This window comes from Iodidimonas sp. SYSU 1G8, from assembly GCF_039655775.1.
Lineage (GTDB): Bacteria > Pseudomonadota > Alphaproteobacteria > SMXS01 > SMXS01 > RI-34.
Genome location: NZ_JBBYXJ010000002.1, coordinates 198408 through 215898, shown reverse-complemented (window position 1 = coordinate 215898; position 17491 = coordinate 198408). Strand labels below are relative to the sequence as shown.

The 17491-nt window shown below is 63.8% G+C and carries 18 protein-coding genes; 8 read left to right on the top strand and 10 right to left on the bottom strand.

What is annotated here, in order from left to right; translation table 11 throughout:
• A complete protein-coding gene (gene holA / locus WJU17_RS12055) occupies positions 1-1026 on the top strand; it encodes a DNA polymerase III subunit delta (RefSeq protein ID WP_346327650.1) in 1026 nt (341 codons plus the stop codon).
• 63 nt (positions 1027-1089) lie between these two features.
• On the opposite strand, the gene WJU17_RS12050 is transcribed toward holA, so the two are convergent.
• The 7 genes from WJU17_RS12050 to WJU17_RS12020 form a co-directional block, all read right to left on the bottom strand.
• On the bottom strand, positions 1090-1977 hold the full coding sequence (locus tag WJU17_RS12050) for a ParB/RepB/Spo0J family partition protein (protein WP_346327649.1): 888 nt from the start codon (positions 1975-1977) through the stop codon (positions 1090-1092).
• Positions 1974-2837, bottom strand: a complete 864-nt coding sequence (locus WJU17_RS12045; RefSeq protein WP_346327648.1) for an AAA family ATPase — start codon at positions 2835-2837, stop codon at positions 1974-1976. Before WJU17_RS12045 ends, WJU17_RS12050 begins: the two co-directional genes overlap by 4 nt.
• A complete protein-coding gene (gene rsmG, locus WJU17_RS12040) occupies positions 2821-3441 on the bottom strand; it encodes a 16S rRNA (guanine(527)-N(7))-methyltransferase RsmG (protein ID WP_346328942.1) in 621 nt (206 codons plus the stop codon). Before rsmG ends, WJU17_RS12045 begins: the two co-directional genes overlap by 17 nt.
• Positions 3441-5327, bottom strand: coding sequence for a tRNA uridine-5-carboxymethylaminomethyl(34) synthesis enzyme MnmG (gene mnmG, locus WJU17_RS12035; protein WP_346327647.1), 1887 nt, complete (start codon positions 5325-5327; stop codon positions 3441-3443). Before mnmG ends, rsmG begins: the two co-directional genes overlap by 1 nt.
• Positions 5328-5429: 102 nt before the next feature.
• Positions 5430-6731, bottom strand: a complete 1302-nt coding sequence (gene mnmE, locus WJU17_RS12030; protein WP_346327646.1) for a tRNA uridine-5-carboxymethylaminomethyl(34) synthesis GTPase MnmE — start codon at positions 6729-6731, stop codon at positions 5430-5432.
• On the bottom strand, positions 6728-7075 hold the full coding sequence (locus WJU17_RS12025) for a (2Fe-2S) ferredoxin domain-containing protein (protein ID WP_346327645.1): 348 nt from the start codon (positions 7073-7075) through the stop codon (positions 6728-6730). Before WJU17_RS12025 ends, mnmE begins: the two co-directional genes overlap by 4 nt.
• Positions 7076-7078: 3 nt before the next feature.
• A complete protein-coding gene (locus tag WJU17_RS12020) occupies positions 7079-7348 on the bottom strand; it encodes a DUF6489 family protein (protein ID WP_346327644.1) in 270 nt (89 codons plus the stop codon).
• Positions 7349-7429: 81 nt separating this feature from the next.
• Here WJU17_RS12020 and WJU17_RS12015 point away from each other — a divergent pair, with 81 nt between their 5' ends.
• From WJU17_RS12015 to coaA, 5 genes are read left to right on the top strand one after another with little or no spacing between them, the layout of a single operon-like run.
• Positions 7430-9460, top strand: coding sequence for a thioredoxin domain-containing protein (locus tag WJU17_RS12015; RefSeq protein WP_346327643.1), 2031 nt, complete (start codon positions 7430-7432; stop codon positions 9458-9460).
• Positions 9460-9912 (top strand): methylated-DNA--[protein]-cysteine S-methyltransferase, encoded by a 453-nt coding sequence (locus WJU17_RS12010; RefSeq protein WP_346327642.1) that lies wholly within the window; start codon positions 9460-9462, stop codon positions 9910-9912. The genes WJU17_RS12015 and WJU17_RS12010 overlap by 1 nt, the downstream gene beginning before the upstream one ends.
• Before the next feature lie 56 nt (positions 9913-9968).
• On the top strand, positions 9969-10667 hold the full coding sequence (locus WJU17_RS12005) for a dienelactone hydrolase family protein (RefSeq protein ID WP_346327641.1): 699 nt from the start codon (positions 9969-9971) through the stop codon (positions 10665-10667).
• A gap of 4 nt (positions 10668-10671) precedes the next feature.
• Positions 10672-11646 (top strand): quinone oxidoreductase, encoded by a 975-nt coding sequence (locus tag WJU17_RS12000; RefSeq protein WP_346327640.1) that lies wholly within the window; start codon positions 10672-10674, stop codon positions 11644-11646.
• Positions 11647-11691: 45 nt separating this feature from the next.
• Positions 11692-12639, top strand: a complete 948-nt coding sequence (coaA, locus tag WJU17_RS11995) for a type I pantothenate kinase (RefSeq protein WP_346327639.1) — start codon at positions 11692-11694, stop codon at positions 12637-12639.
• 42 nt (positions 12640-12681) lie between these two features.
• On the opposite strand, the gene rho is transcribed toward coaA, so the two are convergent.
• From rho to hemE, 3 genes are all read right to left on the bottom strand, one after another.
• Complete coding sequence (gene rho / locus WJU17_RS11990; protein WP_346327638.1) at positions 12682-13938, bottom strand: transcription termination factor Rho; 1257 nt, start codon at positions 13936-13938, stop codon at positions 12682-12684.
• A gap of 243 nt (positions 13939-14181) precedes the next feature.
• Positions 14182-14634: a protoporphyrinogen oxidase HemJ gene (gene hemJ, locus WJU17_RS11985; protein WP_346327637.1), complete on the bottom strand. Its 453-nt coding sequence runs from the start codon at positions 14632-14634 to the stop codon at positions 14182-14184.
• 16 nt (positions 14635-14650) lie between these two features.
• Positions 14651-15700 (bottom strand): uroporphyrinogen decarboxylase, encoded by a 1050-nt coding sequence (hemE, locus tag WJU17_RS11980; protein WP_346327636.1) that lies wholly within the window; start codon positions 15698-15700, stop codon positions 14651-14653.
• Positions 15701-16079: 379 nt separating this feature from the next.
• Between hemE and WJU17_RS11975 the strand changes: the two genes are divergently transcribed.
• Positions 16080-16904 (top strand): pyruvate, water dikinase regulatory protein, encoded by an 825-nt coding sequence (locus WJU17_RS11975; RefSeq protein WP_346327635.1) that lies wholly within the window; start codon positions 16080-16082, stop codon positions 16902-16904.
• Positions 16901-17491 carry a Maf family protein gene (locus WJU17_RS11970; RefSeq protein WP_346327634.1) on the top strand — a complete coding sequence of 197 codons (591 nt, stop codon included), beginning with the start codon at positions 16901-16903 and terminating at the stop codon, positions 17489-17491. The genes WJU17_RS11975 and WJU17_RS11970 overlap by 4 nt, the downstream gene beginning before the upstream one ends.

Here is a 17491-nt window from a genome sequence, read left to right as displayed (position 1 = left end):
ATGAAGTTCACCCCCGCCCAGCTCAAGCGCTTTACCGACAAACCAGACGACACCCTGCGCGCGCTGCTCATTTTCGGCGCCGACGAGGGACTGGTGCGCGAACGGGCCACGGCGGTCGCGCGCGCGATCGTGGACGACCCCAAGGACCCTTTTCGCGTGACCGAGCTGGAGGCCGCCGGGCTGACCGCCGACCCGGCGCGGCTGGCGGATGAAGCCGCCGCCATTTCCATGATCGGCGGCAGGCGTCTCGTGCGGATATCGCGCGCCGGCGACCGCATGTCCGGCCTGTTCAAGGAGTTCCTCGCCAATCCGCCCGGTGACGGCTTTATCCTCGTGACCGCCGATGATTTGGGCCGGACCAGCAGCTTGCGCAAGGCATTCGAGGAGGCCCCGAATTCGGCGGTGATCGAGTGCGGCTATGACAGCGCCGAGACCGTAGACGGACTGATCGACCATGTTCTGGCGCCCCATGGCCTGACGGTGAGCGAGGAGGCACGCATGCACCTGCGCGCCAGTCTGGGCGGCGACCGCATGATCAGCCGTCAGGAGCTGGAAAAGCTGGCGCTCTACATGCAGGGGGAGGGAACCAGCATCAGCCTGGAGGATGCCCGCGCCTGTGTGGGAGATTCATCGGCGGAAGCCTTCGACGCGGTCGGCAATGCCGCCGCGCGCGGCGACCTGAAAGGGCTGATCGCCGCGCTCGCCAAGGCCGAGGAGACCGGGGAAAGTTCCGTCGGCCTGATCCGCCTGACCACCCGCCGCCTGCAGCGCCTGCATCTGGTCGCCAGCATGGCCGAGCGGGGCACGCCGCTGGACGCGGCATTCAAGGCGCTGAAGCCGCCGGCGTTTCAGCGGGAAGGCAATGAGATGCGCCAGCTGCTCAACCGTTGGACAGTGCGCAAGCTGGCCGATGCCCTGGCGCTGCTGCTGGAAGCCGAAATGATGTGCAAGACCACCGGCATGCCCGCCGACGCCATCACGGCCCGTGCCATGATGCGCCTCGCCGTCGCGGCGCGGCGCAACTGACATTTAACATAAGCAGGATTCCGACCGTCGGCCTGCCGCCCGGCACGCGGTGGAAGAGGCCTCTCAGCGACCTCGGGCGGCCAGCTTCGCCGTGATTTCGTCGAGCTGATCGAGCGTTTTGTAGCGAATCGTCAGGCTGCCGCCGGCGGGTCCTTTGTGGTCGACCGCCACAGGAAGCCCGAGAGCCGCACTGAGCTGTTTTTCCAGGGCGCGGGTGTCCGCATCCTTCATGGGCTTCAGCGGGCCTCTGCCGCCGCTACGCGGCGTTTCGCGTGCCAGCTCTTCGGCCTGACGCACGTTCAGGCCCTTTTCGACGATTTCACCGGCGAGCCACTCCGCGTTATCGGAGGTGACGAGCGCCCGGGCATGACCCATGGACAGCGCACCATTATCGAGCATCCCCTGAACTTTTTCCGGCAGGGTCAGCAACCGCATCATGTTCGCCACGTGCGGCCGGCTCTTGCCGACCACCTCGGCGACGTTCTGCTGGCTGTGGCCGAATTCGTCCACGAGACGGCGATAGCCACGCGCCTCGTCGATCGGCGACAGGTCCTGCCGCTGCACGTTTTCGACGATGGCGATTTCCAGCGATTCCGTGTCGCTGAGCGCCTTTTCGACCACCGGAACCGCATGGAGCCTGGCGCGCTGGGCGGCGCGCCAGCGGCGCTCGCCCGCGACGATCTCGTATTCGCCCGGCCGGCCCGGCAGGGGCCTTACCAGAATGGGCTGCAAAATGCCTCGCGCCCGGATTGAACTGGCCAGATCCTCGATGGCCGCCTCGTCGAAGTGAGTGCGGGGCTGATAGCGGTTGGGATGAAGCTTCTCGATCGGCAACTCACGGGCGTTCCGCGGCGCCGCCTCAGGGACGGTATCCTCGCCAAGCAGCGCGGAGAGGCCACGTCCCAGGCCGCCGGGGCGGCGCTTGCTTGCCTTGTCGTCGCCTGCCATCATTCAACCCCTTGGTTTAACGCGGCTTTCTGCTTCTTTTCGCGTTTGAGAAGTTCGGAAGCCAGCTTGATATAGGCCATGCTGCCGGGACAGCGCATATCGTAAACAAGCGCCGGTTTGCCGTGGCTGGGCGCCTCCGACAAGCGCACATTGCGCGGAATGACCGTGTTGAACACCGTATCACCCATGAAAGAACGCACATCTTCCTCCACTTGCCCCGACAGGCGATTGCGCCGATCGAACATGGTCAGCACCACGCCCTCCATCCTCAGATCGGGGTTGAACGCGCCGCGCACGCGTTCGACGGTTTTCATGAGCATGCTCAGTCCTTCGAGCGCGAAGAACTCACATTGCAGCGGCACCAGGACGGAATCGGCGGCCACCAGGGCGTTCAGCGTGAGAAGCCCGAGCGACGGCGGCGAATCGATCAGCACGTAATCGAACGCCTCGAGAACCTCACCCGACTCGGGATTGCGCAGCGCTTGGCGCAGCCGTTCCGCCCTCTCTTCCGCCGATACCAGCTCGAGCTCGGCGCCGGCGAGATCGACGGTGGACGCGATCAGCCGCAATTTGGGGATCGCGGTGTCGATCAGCGCGGAACCGAGATCATGGTCGCGCATCAGCACATCGTAGATACTGACGGTCCGCGCCGAACGTGGGACGCCCAGACCTGTACTGGCGTTACCTTGCGGATCGAGATCGATCACCAGAACGGACTTGCGGGTCGCGGCAAGCGCGGTCGCCAGGTTGATTGTGGTCGTCGTCTTGCCCACGCCGCCTTTCTGATTGGCGACGGCGATGATTCGGCCTGCCCCGCCGCGGGATCTCTTCACATCGCGTCCGAGGCTAAGTACTTGAGACATTGCGTATTTCCACGATACTCGCTTCCGGATCGGTCTGGCTCGGAATGCGCCGAACCTCGAAATTCCACGTCTTCCTGGCCTCATCGATCTCGCGGGCTGCATCACGACCCTTGAGAAAAAGCGCCTTTCCCGACGGCTCCAATAAGGGCGTGGCATAGCCCAGCAGGGTCTCGAGAGACGCACACGCGCGCGCCGTGACGATATCCGCCGTCAAGCCCGTCACCTGTTCGAGCCGGGCAGGAAGCAATGTAACAGATGTCCGCGTGATGCGGGCGGCTTCCTGAAGGAATGTCAGCTTGCGGCGATCACTGTCGATCAATGTCCATTGGCCGATCCCCATGATCGCCAGAACGAGACCCGGAAAGCCCGCGCCGCTGCCAAGGTCTACGCAGCGAAGAGTGCTCGTTTCCGTGCCGATCAACGGCGCCAGCTGGGCGGAGTCGGCGAAATGCCTGCGCCAGAGCTCAGGGAGCGTGGCGGAGGACACGAGATTGATGGAACGCTGCCATTTTTCGAGGAGAGCCGCGTAAGCCCGAAGCTTATCTAATGTTTCACGTGAAACACCGGTGGCCTGGTGGAAGCTGCCATCGTCATAGAATGCGATCACGCCGTCTGCTTTCGCAACTCACGTGCCCGCCTGACATGGCCGAGCAGAAGCGTCACCGCGGCCGGGGTTACCCCCGCGATCCGCGCCGCGGCGCCCAGCGTATCCGGACGTACGCGCGAAAACTTCTCGCGGATCTCGTTCGAGAGACCGCCGACAGCGCCATAGTCCAGATCCTTGGGAATCAGCAACGACTCATCGCGCCGGAATGCGACCACATCCGCTTCCTGACGGTCCATGTAGCCCGCATACCGGCCATCGATTTCCAGCTGCTCGCGAACAGCGGGCACGAAATCGAGCAACTCGGGCCAGATTTGGCCAAGCCGCTCCACGGTTACATCCGGATAACCGAGAAGATCGTGAGCGCTGCGGCGGCGGCCATCATGATTGATCGCCAGGCCGTGTCCAGCGGCTTCGTTCGGCGTCATGGCGAGGGACCGCGTCAGACCACGGGCGCGCTCGAGCGCTTCGGTCTTCTGCGCAAACGCCATGGCGCGTTCGTTGCCGACGCAACCGATCGCGATGCCGCGCGAGGTAAGCCGCTGATCCGCATTGTCGGCGCGCAGCGTCAGCCGATATTCCGCCCGCGAGGTGAACATGCGGTACGGCTCCTGCGTTCCGCGCGTCACCAGATCGTCGATCATCACCCCGATGTAGGCCTCAGCCCGGTCCAGTACGACAGCATCGGCCTGACCGGCCGACCGGGCGGCGTTCAGGCCCGCCATCAGGCCCTGCGCGGCCGCTTCCTCGTACCCGGTCGTGCCGTTGATCTGCCCGGCGAAGTAAAGACCTGAAATCCTGCGTGTTTCCAAGGTGTTGGACAACTCGCGAGGATCAACGAAATCATACTCGATGGCATAGCCGGGCTGGCGCATGACGGCGTTTTCCAATCCGGGTATGGTCTTCAGCAGCGCGCTCTGCACGTCGCGCGGCAGGGACGTGGAGATGCCGTTCGGGTAGATGGTATCATCGTCCAGACCCTCCGGCTCCAGGAATATCTGATGGCGCTCGCGCTCGCCGAAACGGACGACCTTGTCCTCGATCGACGGGCAATATCGCGGCCCGCTCGATTCGATCTGCCCGGAATACATCGGCGCACGGTGAAGATTGGCCCGAATGACCGCGTGCGTCGCGTCATTGGTATAGGTGATGTGGCAATCGACCTGCGGCGTATCGATCCGGGTCGTGAGAAACGAAAATGGCACGGGCGGATCATCACCGGGCTGCACCTCGAGCCCGGACCAATCGATGGTGCTGCCATCGAGGCGCGCAGGCGTCCCGGTCTTCAGCCGGCCGACCTCGAAGCCGGCGCTCCGAAGCGTCCGCGACAGGCCCAGCGACGGCGCCTCGCCGATCCGGCCGCCCGCTGTCTTCTCCTCACCCATATGGATGATACCGCTGAGAAACGTTCCGGTGGTCAGAATGACGCGCCCGGCAAGGATTTGCTCGCCATCGCCGCAAACGACCCCCCGGACGCGCGCCAGCCGCCCCGGGCCGAAATGACCATAATCCAGGAGCAGGTCCTCGACCGCGCCCGCCTTCACCGTCAGGTTGGGATAATCCAGCAGCATCGACTGCATGGCCTGCCGGTATAGTTTGCGGTCCGCCTGCGCCCGGGGACCACGCACCGCGGGACCCTTTCGCCGGTTCAGCAGACGGAACTGGATGCCCGCGGCATCGGCGACACGGCCCATGACGCCGTCCAGCGCATCGATTTCGCGCACAAGGTGTCCCTTGCCGAGGCCGCCGATGGCCGGATTGCAGGACATCAGGCCGATGGTTTCGACCTTATGGGTCAGCAGTAGGGTTCGGGCGCCAAGCCGTGCGGACGCCGCCGCCGCTTCGCAGCCCGCGTGTCCGCCCCCGATGACAATAACGTCGTACATGCTCTCTCCGGTTTGCCGGCAATCTATGCCGTGAACAAGGAAGGGGCAAGGTGTCAGGGCGCGACAGGCCGGTGTTTCACGTGAAACACCACTTTAAGTCGCTCACTTTCCGATACAGAAGGCGCTGAACACCACGTCGAGAATCTCCTCCACGTCGACCCGCCCGGTGATCCGGCCCAGCGCCCGTGCGGCAAGCCGGACGTCCTCAGCAACCAGTTCTGCCTCGGCACGCCGCTCGATACCATCCAGCGCGCGGTTCAGGTGTCCCAATGCATCCTCGAGGGCACGGCGGTGACGCGCCCGCGTCAGGGCAGGGACGTCGCGCAACGACATGCGCTCGACCACGATGGCCTCGAGACGCTCCAGCAGCGCCGCGATGCCCGCACCCGTCCTGACCGATATCCGCAGGACGTCCGGTCTGGTCTCGGCGAGCGCCATGTCGGATTTGTTCAACACCGCCAATTCGCCGGGCGCCGTGGTGACGTCCTCGCCGGGAGCGAAAAGGCGAAGCCGGAGATCGGCCCGTTCCGCCCGTTCCAGCGCGCGCCGAACACCTTCCTGTTCAATGGCATCCACCGAGTCCCGCAGACCCGCCGTATCGACTAGCATGACCGGATAGCCTCCGAGATCGAGCCGGACCTCGATCATGTCTCGCGTCGTCCCGGCGACATCCGAGACGATCGCCACGTCGCGCCGCGCCAAACTATTGAGAAGACTGGACTTCCCGACATTTGGCGCGCCGAGGATGACAATCTGGAAGCCGCTGCGAAGGACCTCGCCGCGTCCGTCATCCGCCAGATGCTCGCGCATTTCTCGCGCCAGTATGCGCAAGGCCGGCGCTGCCTGCGCCTCCAGGCCGTCTGGCAGATCTTCGTCCGGGAAATCGAGATCGGCCTCCAGCAGCGCCAGTGCGTGAACCAGATCGGCGCGCCAGCCTTCATAGATCGCGCCGAGCGCGCCTTCCATCTGACGCAGGGCCTGCGCGCGCTGGGCTTCGGTCTCGGCGTCGATCAGATCCGCGAGCCCCTCGACCTCCGTGAGATCCATCTTGCCGTTCTCGAAGGCCCGGCGGGTGAATTCCCCGGGCGCCGCCGGGACCAGTCCGTCTACCCGGTCGAGAACCCCGACCATGGCGGCCACGACGGCGGGGCCGCCATGAAGGTGCAACTCGGCGACGTCCTCGCCGGTGAAACTGGCGGGGCCAGGAAACCACAAGGCGAGGCCGCGATCGATCGGTGCGCCAGTCGCCGGATCCGAAAAGCTCCGAAAGACGGCGCGCCGCGCGGGCGGCAGATCCTGGCCTGTGATCTGCTCCAGCGCGGCGCCGGCCCGCGGTCCGGACAGCCGCATCACGGCGACCCCGGCGCGTCCGCGGGCCGAGGCCAGGGCGAAGATCGTCGTCATGGATCCAGGCGAATCTGGTCCGGTCGCAGCATGAGCCGCTCGACCCGTTCGCCGTCGATCAGGTGACGTTGCAGGATTTCGTCCACATCCGCTTGGGTCTCGTAGTGATACCAGACTCCATCCGGGTAAATCACCAGGGTCGGCCCGAGCTCGCACCGGTCGAGGCACCCGCTCTGGTTGACGCGCACGCCCTTGATCTTCAGTTCCTTGGCCCGCTTCTTCATATAGTCGCGCAGCGGTTCCGCGCCCTTGGCCTTGCACGACGAGCGGGGATGACCTTCAGCGCGCTCGTTGACGCAACAGAAGACATGGCAAGCAAAGTAAAGCGGGGGATCCTCGTTCATTATCTACTTGTTATCCTTCGGCTTATCCGACTTTTCACGATTCCCGCCGCCCGTGGCCATGCGCCAGAACATGCCCTGCAGTTCCTCCAGGCCGGGAATGCCGGTGGGGAAGAATGCCTTCATGATCGCCTCGGGCCCCAGCGTGTCGATGGTCGTGCCGACCTGATGCTGCATCTTTTCCATCATCGCGTCCTGGAAAGGCTTCACATCGGGTAATCCCAGGAAGGTTCTGGCTTCCTCGGGCGTACAGTCTACGTCTATCGTGATCTTCATCGGCGTACCTCTTGCAACTGACCGGGACGGAAGGGACTGACCTCGAACCGTACACCACTCGGTCCCCGACCCGGAAATTCTATGACGCGAAACCTGCTAGACCAGGAAACCAGCCCCTATCTGCTTCAGCACAAGGACAACCCGGTCCATTGGCGTCCCTGGGGGCCCGACGCCCTGGCCGCAGCCAGGTCGAGCGGTAAACCGATCCTTCTCTCCATCGGCTATGCCGCCTGTCACTGGTGCCACGTCATGGCCCATGAGAGCTTCGAAGACGCCGAAATCGCCGCCGTGATGAACCAGCTCTTCGTCAATATCAAGGTGGATCGCGAAGAGCGCCCGGACATCGACACGATCTACATGAACGCGCTGCATCTGCTGGGACAGCAGGGAGGATGGCCGCTGACCATGTTCCTGACGCCGGACGGAGAGCCGTTCTGGGGCGGCACCTATTTTCCCCCACGTTCGCAATGGGGCAGGCCCGGGTTCCTTGACGTGCTTCACCGCATCGACACGGTCTGGCGCGAGGAACGCGACACAATCGAGCAGAATCGTCTCGCCCTGCTGCAGCGGCTGGAAGCGATGGCCGACACCGCGCGCGATGGCGCGACGCTGCGCGAGGATTCCGTGGAGCAGCTGGCCGCCAAGCTGGTCAACAGCGTCGACTGGAACAGGGGCGGTCTCGCCGGTACGCCGAAGTTTCCCAATCCGCCCATCTTCCGCCTGTTCTGGCAGGCATTCCGCAAGACAGGCGAGCCCAGCTATGGCCGCGCCGTGGAGCTCCTTCTGGAGCGCATGTCGGAAGGCGGCATCTACGACCATCTCGGCGGCGGCTATGCGCGTTACTCGGTCGACGACCGCTGGTTGGTCCCGCATTTCGAAAAGATGCTGTACGACAATGCCCAGCTTCTGGAGCTGATGACCCTGGCGTGGCAACACGGCGGAAACGCCCTGTTCGAACAGCGCATCCGCGAAACCATCGGCTGGCTGCTCCGGGAAATGGTGGCCGAGAATGGCGCGTTCGCGTCCACGCAGGATGCCGACAGCGAAGGCGAGGAAGGCAAGTTCTATGTCTGGAGTGCCGGCGAGATCCAGCAACTGCTCGGCACCAATGCCGACCTGTTCGCCAGCACCTACGATGTGACCGCGACCGGCAATTTCGAGGGCCACAATATCCTCAACCGTCTGACATTGCAGGAGAAACCTGACACCGAACAGGAGCAGCTGCTCGCTTCCCTGCGCGATATCCTGTTTACCGCCCGTGAGGAGCGTGTTCATCCCGGTTGGGACGACAAGGTCCTGGCGGACTGGAATGGCATGATGATCGCCGCCCTCGCGCATGCCGCCGCCGCGTTCGATGAACCGGGCTGGCTCGCGGCCGCCGAGCGCGCCTTTACGGCCATCGCGCGCGATCTGACGCGGCCGGACACGCCAGAGCGACTGCACCATGCCTGGCGCAGCGGCCGGGCGCAGCACGAGGGCATGCTGGACGACTACGCCAACATGATCCGCGCCGCGTTGGTCCTGCACGAGATCACCGGCTCGGCGATCTATCTGGAGCAGGCGGCTCTCTGGAGCGACGCGGTCGAGGCCTGGTTCAGCGACAGCGAGAATGGCGGCTATTTCCTGACCGCCCGCGATGCCGAAGCGCTGATTGTGCGCAGCAAATCGGCCGCCGACAGCGCCGTGCCCGCCGGCAACGGTCTGCTGGTGGACAGCTTCGCCCGTCTCGCCCTGCTGACCGGGCAGTCGTATTACCGGGATCTGGCGGAGGATCTGGTCGCCGCCTTCGCGAGCGCGGTCGCCACCCAGGCGCCCGGTCACGCCGCGCTGCTCTGCGGTTTCGACTTCATGCTGAACACCGATCTCATCGTCATCGTCGGTGATCGTGACGCGTCCGCCACGCAGTCCATGTTGCGCAGCATTTTTGCAGCATCGCTGCCCAACCGGCTGGTTCAGGTCGTCGCCGCGGGCGCGCAATTGCACCAGGACCATCCCGCCCATGGCAAGACTGCCATCGACGGCACGGCGACGGTGTATATCTGCCACGGAAAGACCTGTTCGCTCCCCATCACCGAAGTGAATGTCCTTCGCGACATGCTCGAGGCCTTCTGATGTCACAGCTCTCCCTGCACACGCCGGTCGGCGACCTGACGGTCAGCGAGGATGACGGCGCCATCGTCTCGGTCGATTGGGGCTGGAGCGCGTGGCAGAACGAAACGCCGCTGTTATGCGCGGCCCGGCGGCAGCTGCACCACTACTTCGATGGCGAACTGGAGCAGTTCGATCTGCCGCTCCGGCCTCATGGAACGCCTTTCAGGTCCAGGGTCTGGACCTTGATGAGCCAGATTCCCTACGGTCATACAATGACTTATGGCGAAATGGCCGATGCCTTGGGATCAGCGCCGCGCGCCATAGGCGGCGCCTGCGGCGCCAACCCGATCCCCATCCTGATTCCGTGCCACAGGGTCCTGGCATCCAATGGCGGATTGGGCGGATATTCGGGCGATGGCGGCGCGGAAACCAAGCGGGTCCTCCTGCGGCTTGAACGAGCCATTGCACCTTGAGGGTCGTCCCTGCTGCCACTAGAGTCCAGAGACCCCAGGACAGCAGGAGCGGACGCATGAGCGAAATCAACATCCAGGCCAAGGACGGCAGCGGCACTTTCATGGGCTATCTGGCCAAGCCGGCGAGCGGCAAGGGGCCCGGGATCGTCGTCATCCAGGAAATCTTCGGCGTCAACGGCTTCGTGCGTGAAATCGCCGACTGGCTTGCCTCGCAGGGTTACATGGCGCTGGCGCCGGACCTGTTCTGGCGCCAGGAACCCGGCATCCAGCTCACCGACAAGACCGAAGCCGACTGGGCACGGGCATTCGAGCTGTTCAACGGCTTCGATGTGGACAAGGGCATCGAGGACATCGAGGCGACCATCGAGGCGCTGCGCAACATGGATGGCTGCTCGGGCAAGGTCGGCGCCGTCGGCTACTGCCTCGGCGGCCTGCTCGCCTATCTTACCTCGGCCCGCACCAGCATCGACGCCTCGGTCGGCTATTACGGCGTATCCATCAACGACCGGGTCGGCGAGGCGGGTAATATCCGCAAGCCGCTGCTGCTGCACGTGGCGACCGAGGACGGTTTCGTCTCCAAGGACGCCCAGAAGGCGATGCACGACGCGCTGGACGGCAACCCGCACGTCACCCTGAAGGATTATCAGGGCCGTGACCACGCATTCGCCCGCACGGGCGGCGAGCATTATCACAAGGAAGATGCCGATCTGGCGAACCAGCGCACGCTGGATTTCTTCGCTGAAAACCTGCGCTAGGACGATGGTGAAGGCCGTCCGCATCGCCCGCCAGGGCGGACCCGAAATGATGGAAATCGTCGATCAGGATCTGCCCGCGCCAGGGCCGGGACAGATCGTCATGCGGAACACGGCCATCGGCTTCAATTTTCTCGACACCTACCACCGCTCCGGCCTCTATCCGCTGCCCATGCCCACCGGCCTGGGCGGCGAAGCGGCCGGTACGGTGGAAGCGGTGGGCGAGGGTGTCGGCCATCTGAAGCCCGGCGACCGGGTCGCGACGATCGTCGGCGCGCTCGGCGCCTATGCCCAGGCGTGGCTGGTGGATGCCCGTTCAGTCGTCCCTCTGCCCGATGACATTCCCGATCAGGTTGCCGCGGCCGCCATGCTCAAGGGGCTGACCGCCGAGTATCTGCTGCGCCGAACCTACAAGGTCTCGCCGGGCGAGCCGATCCTGTTCCATGCCGCCGCAGGCGGTGTCGGACTGATCGCCTGTCAATGGGCCCAATCGCTGGGTGCGGTGGTGATCGGCACCGTGGGCAGCGATGCCAAGGTCCAGACCGCCCTCGATCATGGCTGTGACCATGTCATCGTCACTTCCCGGGAAGCCATTCCTTCCCGGGTCCGCGAGATCACACAGGGCGCCATGGTGCCGGTTGTCTATGATTCCATCGGCAAGGATACCTGGCTTGCTTCGCTGGATTGTCTGCGCCCACGCGGCCTGATGGTCTCGTTCGGGAATTCCTCGGGCGCCGTCGCCGGCGTCGATCTGGGCATTCTCGCCGCCAAGGGCTCGCTCTACGTCACCCGGCCCGGCCTCAACGCCTACATTTCCGATCCGGCGGAGCGCGACGAGGCCGTGAATGCCTTGTTCAATGTCATCCGCAGCGATGCCGTTCGCATCGAAATCAACCAGACCTACCCGTTAGACGACATCGTTCAGTTGCATCGGGACGCGGAAGACCGCAAACATACCGGCTCCACTGTCATCCTGCCGTAACGACCGGCCTGACGACCGCCCGAAACTTTCCAGGCCGCAGGCCCCATGATCCGCAAGACGCACATCGCCATCTCACCGTACCGGGAATTCTCGCGCTCCGAATGGTCGCGGCTGCGTGAAGACACGCCGCTGAACCTGTCCGACGCCGAACTGGATACGCTGAAAGGTCTCAACGAACCGGTCTCCATGAGCGAGGTCGTCGAGATCTACCTGCCGCTCTCGCGCCTGATCAACCTGCACTACGCCGCCTCGCAGCAGCTGTTCCGGGCCACTAACGAGTTCCTGGGCCTCCAAAAGCGCAAGGTGCCGTACATCATCGGCATGGCGGGCAGTGTCTCGGTCGGCAAAAGCACCACGGCCCGCATCCTGCGCACCCTGCTCAGCCGCTGGGCCGATCATCCCCGGGTCGATCTGGTGCCGACGGACGGCTTCCTGCTCCCCAACGAGGAAATGGAACGGCGCGGCATCATGAACCGGAAGGGCTTTCCCGAAAGCTACGACCTGCCGGCCATGCTCGCCTTCATGGCCGATGTGAAGGGGGGAAAGCACAACGTCACGGCGCCCACCTATTCCCATCTGGTCTACAACGTCCAGCCCGACAAGGTGCTGACCATCGACCGGCCGGATATCCTGATCGTCGAAGGCCTGAACGTGCTCCAGACCAGCCCGGCATCCGCCGATCCCATGCCTTACGTGTCCGATTTCTTCGACTTCTCGATCTATATCGACGCCAGCGAGGAAGACCTGCATAAATGGTACGTGGAGCGCTTTCTGCGGCTGCGCGAAACCGCGTTCCGCGACCCGCAGTCCTACTTCCACCGCTATGCCGTTCTCAGCGACGGCGAGGCGCGCGAGACGGCGACGTCGATCTGGGAAGCCATCAATCTGGTCAATCTGCGCACCAACATCCTGCCGACGCGGCAGCGGGCCGATCTCATCCTGCGCAAGGGACATGATCACGCCACCGAAGCGGTCTCGCTCCGGGGCGCCTGATCCTTCTGGATTGCCGCCGCGCCCCACGGCGCGGCAACGACCTCAGGTATTCATCGATTCGAAGAAATCGGCGTTGTTCTTGCTGTCCTTGACCTTGCTGGCCAGGAACTCGATGGCGTCGACCGTGCCCATCGGGTTGAGAATACGCCGCAGCACCCACATCTTGGACAGGGTGCCCTTGTTGACCAGCAGTTCTTCCTTGCGGGTGCCAGACTTCAGGATGTCGATGGCCGGGAAGACACGCTTGTCGGCGACCTTGCGGTCGAGAATGATTTCCGAATTGCCCGTACCCTTGAACTCTTCGAAGATCACTTCGTCCATGCGGCTGCCGGTGTCGATCAGCGCCGTGGCGATGATGGTCAGCGAACCGCCTTCCTCGATGTTGCGGGCCGCGCCAAAGAAGCGCTTGGGGCGCTGCAGGGCGTTGGCGTCCACGCCGCCGGTCAGCACCTTGCCGGAAGAGGGCACGACGGTGTTGTAAGCGCGGGCGAGACGGGTAATGGAATCCAGCAGGATGACCACGTCGCGCTTGTGCTCGACGAGGCGCTTGGCCTTCTCGATGACCATTTCGGTCACGGCCACATGGCGCGTCGCCGGCTCGTCGAAAGTCGAGCTGATGACCTCGCCCTTCACCGAGCGGGCCATATCGGTGACTTCTTCCGGGCGCTCGTCGATCAGCAGAACGATCAGATACACTTCCGGATGATTGGTGGTGATCGAGTGCGCGATGTTCTGCAGCAGCACGGTCTTGCCGGTCCGCGGCGGCGCCACGACCAGGGCGCGCTGGCCTTTGCCGAGCGGCGCGACGATGTCGATGATGCGCGAGCTGAGATCGTCCACACGCGGATCATCGCGGTCGAGGACGAGGCGCTCGTCGGGATAGAGCGGCGTGAGGTTATCGAAATTGACCTTGTGACGGGCCTTTTCCGTATCCTCGAAATTGATGGTGTTAACCTTCAGCAGGGCGAAATAGCGCTCGCTGTCCTTGGGGGCGCGGATCGGCCCTTCGATCGTGTCGCCGGTGCGCATGCCGAAGCGGCGGATCTGGGTCGGGCTCACATAGATGTCGTCGGGCCCCGGCAGATAGTTGGCGTCCGGCGAGCGGAGAAAGCCGAATCCGTCCTGCAGCACCTCGAGCACGCCGACGCCGGTGATTTCCTCGCCCTGGGCAGCCAGCTGCTTCAGGATGGCGAACATCATGTCCTGCTTGCGCATGTTCGAGGCGTTCTCGATCTCGAGCTCTTCGGCGAACGCCAGCAGGTCAGGCGGGGACTTGCCCTTAAGTTCTTGTAGATTCATCGGAATGTCCGATTGCCTTCTGGAAGGGTGGAACGGGGACGATCAGCTTGGGAATGCGTGGTCTAATCCACTCACTGTGTCCCACCGGGTCGATCGGCCGTTCTGGTTCTTGGAATGTTTTCTGAGAGACCCCGGAGAGGGGCGCGACAGCGCTTGGAACTGTCTATGGGATATGGCCACAATGGCCAATGCTTCAAGCCTTGTCCAGCAAAAATGGTGCGGGTGGAAACGGCCGGATCCGCCTCAGAGACGGGTGCCCACGACGACCAGCAGGACGATGGCGATCATCAGTACCGTCGGGATCTCGTTGAGAACGCGGTAGTAGCGCGCCGTCTTGGCGCGCTGGTCCTCGGCGAAGCGCCGGGTATGGCCGGATAGCACGCCGTGAACGCCGAACATGAAGAACAGCGCCAGCAGCTTGCCATGCATCCAGCCTTCGCGCAGCTGCGCCCAGTCCTTGGACCACAGCAGGAGAATCCCCAGGATCAGGGCCGCGATCATCGCCGGGTTGATGATCGCCTTCAGCAGGCGACGCTCCATGATCTTGAACAGCTCGGAGCTTTCCGAACCGGGCATGGTGCCGGCGTGATAGACGAAAAGCCGCGGCAGATACAGCATGCCGGCCATCCAGGCGATCACGGCGATGATATGCAGGCCCAGCAGCCAGGGATACCAACTGGCCAGAATCTCCGTCATCGAACGCTCTCCGCCGTTATTCGCCCTGCCAGTTCCGCAACAGGTCCGATAGCGCCGCCACATGTTCGGGCGGCGTCTGCGGTACAATGCCATGGCCTAGATTGAAAACAAAAGGCCCATAGGACAGGGCCTTCAGAATTTCCCTTGCCTGGCCTTCCATGGCCCTGCCGCCAGCGACCACCGCGAGCGGGTCCAGATTGCCCTGTACCGCCACCGTGCCTTGCAGGCTCCGCGCCGCCCAGCGCGGCGGCATGCTGGTATCGAGCCCGACGCAGTCCACACCCGTCGCGGCCGCGTAATCGGCCGTCTTGACGCCGGCGCCGCGCGGAAAGCCGATCACGGGAACGTCGGGGAAACGGCGCTTTAGCCGCCCCACGATGGTCCGTGTCGGCCCGGTGCACCAGCGCGAGAACTGATCGTCCGACAAAACACCGGCCCAGCTGTCGAACAGTTGCACCGCATGGGCGCCAGCTTCGATCTGCCGACCGAGATAGTGGATCGTCGCCTCCGTCAGTACGTCGATCAGGGCGCTGAAGCCTTGCGGATCACGCAGCGCCCAGAGGCGGGGCTCCTGGAACTCCTTCGTGGCGTGGCCTTCCACCATGTAGGTGGCGACGGTCCAGGGCGACCCCGCGAAACCGATCAGGGCGGTCTCCTCCGGCAACGCGCCGGCCACCCGTTCGACGGTTTCGTAGACCGGGGCCAGCCTGTCGTCGATCTTGTCCAGGGTCAGCGCCGCCACGGCGGCCCCGTCCCGGATCGGATCCAGCACAGGGCCCTCACCCTCGCGGTATTCCAGCTTCTGACCTAGCGCGTCGGGGATCAGCAGGATATCGGCGAACAGGATGGCGGCATCCATGCCATAGCGCCGGATCGGCTGCAGCGTCACTTCGGCGGCGGCTTCCGGCGTGTAGCAGAGCTCGAGGAAATCACCGACCTTCGAGCGGATCTGCCGGTACTCGGGCAGGTATCGTCCGGCCTGGCGCATGAACCAGAACGGGGGGCGGTCCACCGGATAATCCGTCAGGGCCTGGATGAAGCGCTTGTTGGAGACGATTTTGGTCACACCACCCTTACCTTAAGTCTGAATTGATTAAAGGGATGTAGAGGTAGTGAATCCCTGTGAATCATGGGGAGAACGTGTTCATACACCACTTGTCCTCCAGATGGCCAGCCTCGTGGGATTTCCCCAAAGCCATCAATCTCCGATTGTGGATAAGTCGCGCAAAGCCTGACTCACCCTGGTTTTGAGCGGTGAGAAACGTGGGGATAAAAAATGTCCGACAACTGTTTGTCCCACTTATCCACAGGGGCTTTTTCGATTCAGTTCAACGGATTCACAACCGGCTCCGCTTGTCCCCGCTAACTCTGCGTAAACAGGCCGGGTTGCCAAGCGGGACGGGTTATGCACAGTTCGCCCACAGGTTTCACGTGAAACGAGTCACATGCAGCGCTTTCATCTCCATCTGGTATCCGACGCGACCGGCGAAACCCTCAGTTCGGTGGTGAAGGCCGCATTGGTCCAGTTTGAGGGGTTCGATGCCATGGAGCATTTTCACTCCATGGTCCGCACACCCAAACAGATGGAACTGGTCCTGTCGGCCATTCAGCGTACACCCGGTCTGGTCATGTTCACCCTGGTCGATCGCGGCCTGCGCGACCAGCTGGAGGAAGGCTGCCGCAATCTGGGCATTCTCTCCATTGCCGTGCTCGATCCGGTGATGGATGCCTTCGGCCGCTATCTCGGCGCCGAAAGCCTCGGCCGTCCTGGCCAGCAACATGAGATGAACGCGGAATATTTCGGCCGGATCGAGGCCATGAGCTTCACCATGGCCCATGATGACGGGCTGCGGACCGACGACCTGCATCAGGCTGATATCATCCTGCTGGGTGTCTCGCGGACGTCGAAGACGCCGACGGGGATCTATCTGGCCAATCGCGGACTGAAGGTGGCCAACGTACCCGTTGTTCCAGGCATTCCCTTGCCCGCCGAACTGGATGGCCTCAAGAAACCGCTGATCGTCGCGCTCACCCTGTCGCCGGACCGGCTCGTCCACATCCGGCGCACCCGCATGCGGGCGCTGTCCGATCTGGAGGATACCGCCTATGCGGATCCCGAGGCCGTTGCCGAGGAAATCACCAACGCGCGGCGCATGTATCTCAAGCGCGGCTGGCCGATCATCGACGTCACCCGGCGCTCGATCGAGGAAACCGCGGCGGCGATCTACAACCTCTATCAGCGCCGTCAGGAAGAGCTGGCGGCGTCATGACCCGGCTGATCCTGGCGTCGGCGAGCCGCGTGCGCGCGACCATGCTGCGCGCCGCCGGCCTCGACTTCGACATCATTCCCGCCCATGCCGATGAGGCCGCCACGAAAGAGGCGATGAACGGCGAGGACCCGTTGGACATCGCCCAGTGTCTCGCCGAGATCAAAGCCCAGGCCATTTCAGCCACCCATCGGGGCGCGGCGGTCATCGGCGCCGACCAGATGCTGGTGTGCGGCCCCGACCTCTTCGACAAGCCGCGCGATCTCGATGAAGCACGCGGCCACCTCGCACGGTTGCGCGGGCGAACACACCATCTGTGCACCGCCGCGGTCATTGTCCAGGACGGCACTGTCCTATGGCGGCATACCGAACGGCCGGTTCTGACCATGCGCGACTTCAGCGACCGCTTCATTGACACCTATCTGGCCGCGATCGGCGACGATGCGCTGCTCAGTGTCGGGGCGTATCAGCTGGAAGGGCGGGGCGCGCATCTGTTCGAGCGTGTCGATGGTGACTTCTTTTCCATCCTGGGCTTGCCTTTGCTGCCGCTGTTGGCTTTCCTGAGGCACCGCGACATCATCGAGGCCTGA

Coding starts and splice junctions, on each gene's coding strand:
- holA (WP_346327650.1), top strand. CDS start 1: ATGAAGTTCACCCCCGCCCAGCTCAAGCGCTTTACCGACAAACCAGAC.
- WJU17_RS12050 (WP_346327649.1), bottom strand. CDS start 1,977: ATGATGGCAGGCGACGACAAGGCAAGCAAGCGCCGCCCCGGCGGCCTG.
- WJU17_RS12045 (WP_346327648.1), bottom strand. CDS start 2,837: ATGTCTCAAGTACTTAGCCTCGGACGCGATGTGAAGAGATCCCGCGGC.
- mnmG (WP_346327647.1), bottom strand. CDS start 5,327: ATGTACGACGTTATTGTCATCGGGGGCGGACACGCGGGCTGCGAAGCG.
- mnmE (WP_346327646.1), bottom strand. CDS start 6,731: ATGACGACGATCTTCGCCCTGGCCTCGGCCCGCGGACGCGCCGGGGTC.
- WJU17_RS12025 (WP_346327645.1), bottom strand. CDS start 7,075: ATGAACGAGGATCCCCCGCTTTACTTTGCTTGCCATGTCTTCTGTTGC.
- WJU17_RS12020 (WP_346327644.1), bottom strand. CDS start 7,348: ATGAAGATCACGATAGACGTAGACTGTACGCCCGAGGAAGCCAGAACC.
- WJU17_RS12015 (WP_346327643.1), top strand. CDS start 7,430: ATGACGCGAAACCTGCTAGACCAGGAAACCAGCCCCTATCTGCTTCAG.
- WJU17_RS12010 (WP_346327642.1), top strand. CDS start 9,460: ATGTCACAGCTCTCCCTGCACACGCCGGTCGGCGACCTGACGGTCAGC.
- WJU17_RS12005 (WP_346327641.1), top strand. CDS start 9,969: ATGAGCGAAATCAACATCCAGGCCAAGGACGGCAGCGGCACTTTCATG.
- WJU17_RS12000 (WP_346327640.1), top strand. CDS start 10,672: ATGGTGAAGGCCGTCCGCATCGCCCGCCAGGGCGGACCCGAAATGATG.
- coaA (WP_346327639.1), top strand. CDS start 11,692: ATGATCCGCAAGACGCACATCGCCATCTCACCGTACCGGGAATTCTCG.
- rho (WP_346327638.1), bottom strand. CDS start 13,938: ATGAATCTACAAGAACTTAAGGGCAAGTCCCCGCCTGACCTGCTGGCG.
- hemJ (WP_346327637.1), bottom strand. CDS start 14,634: ATGACGGAGATTCTGGCCAGTTGGTATCCCTGGCTGCTGGGCCTGCAT.
- WJU17_RS11975 (WP_346327635.1), top strand. CDS start 16,080: ATGCAGCGCTTTCATCTCCATCTGGTATCCGACGCGACCGGCGAAACC.
- WJU17_RS11970 (WP_346327634.1), top strand. CDS start 16,901: ATGACCCGGCTGATCCTGGCGTCGGCGAGCCGCGTGCGCGCGACCATG.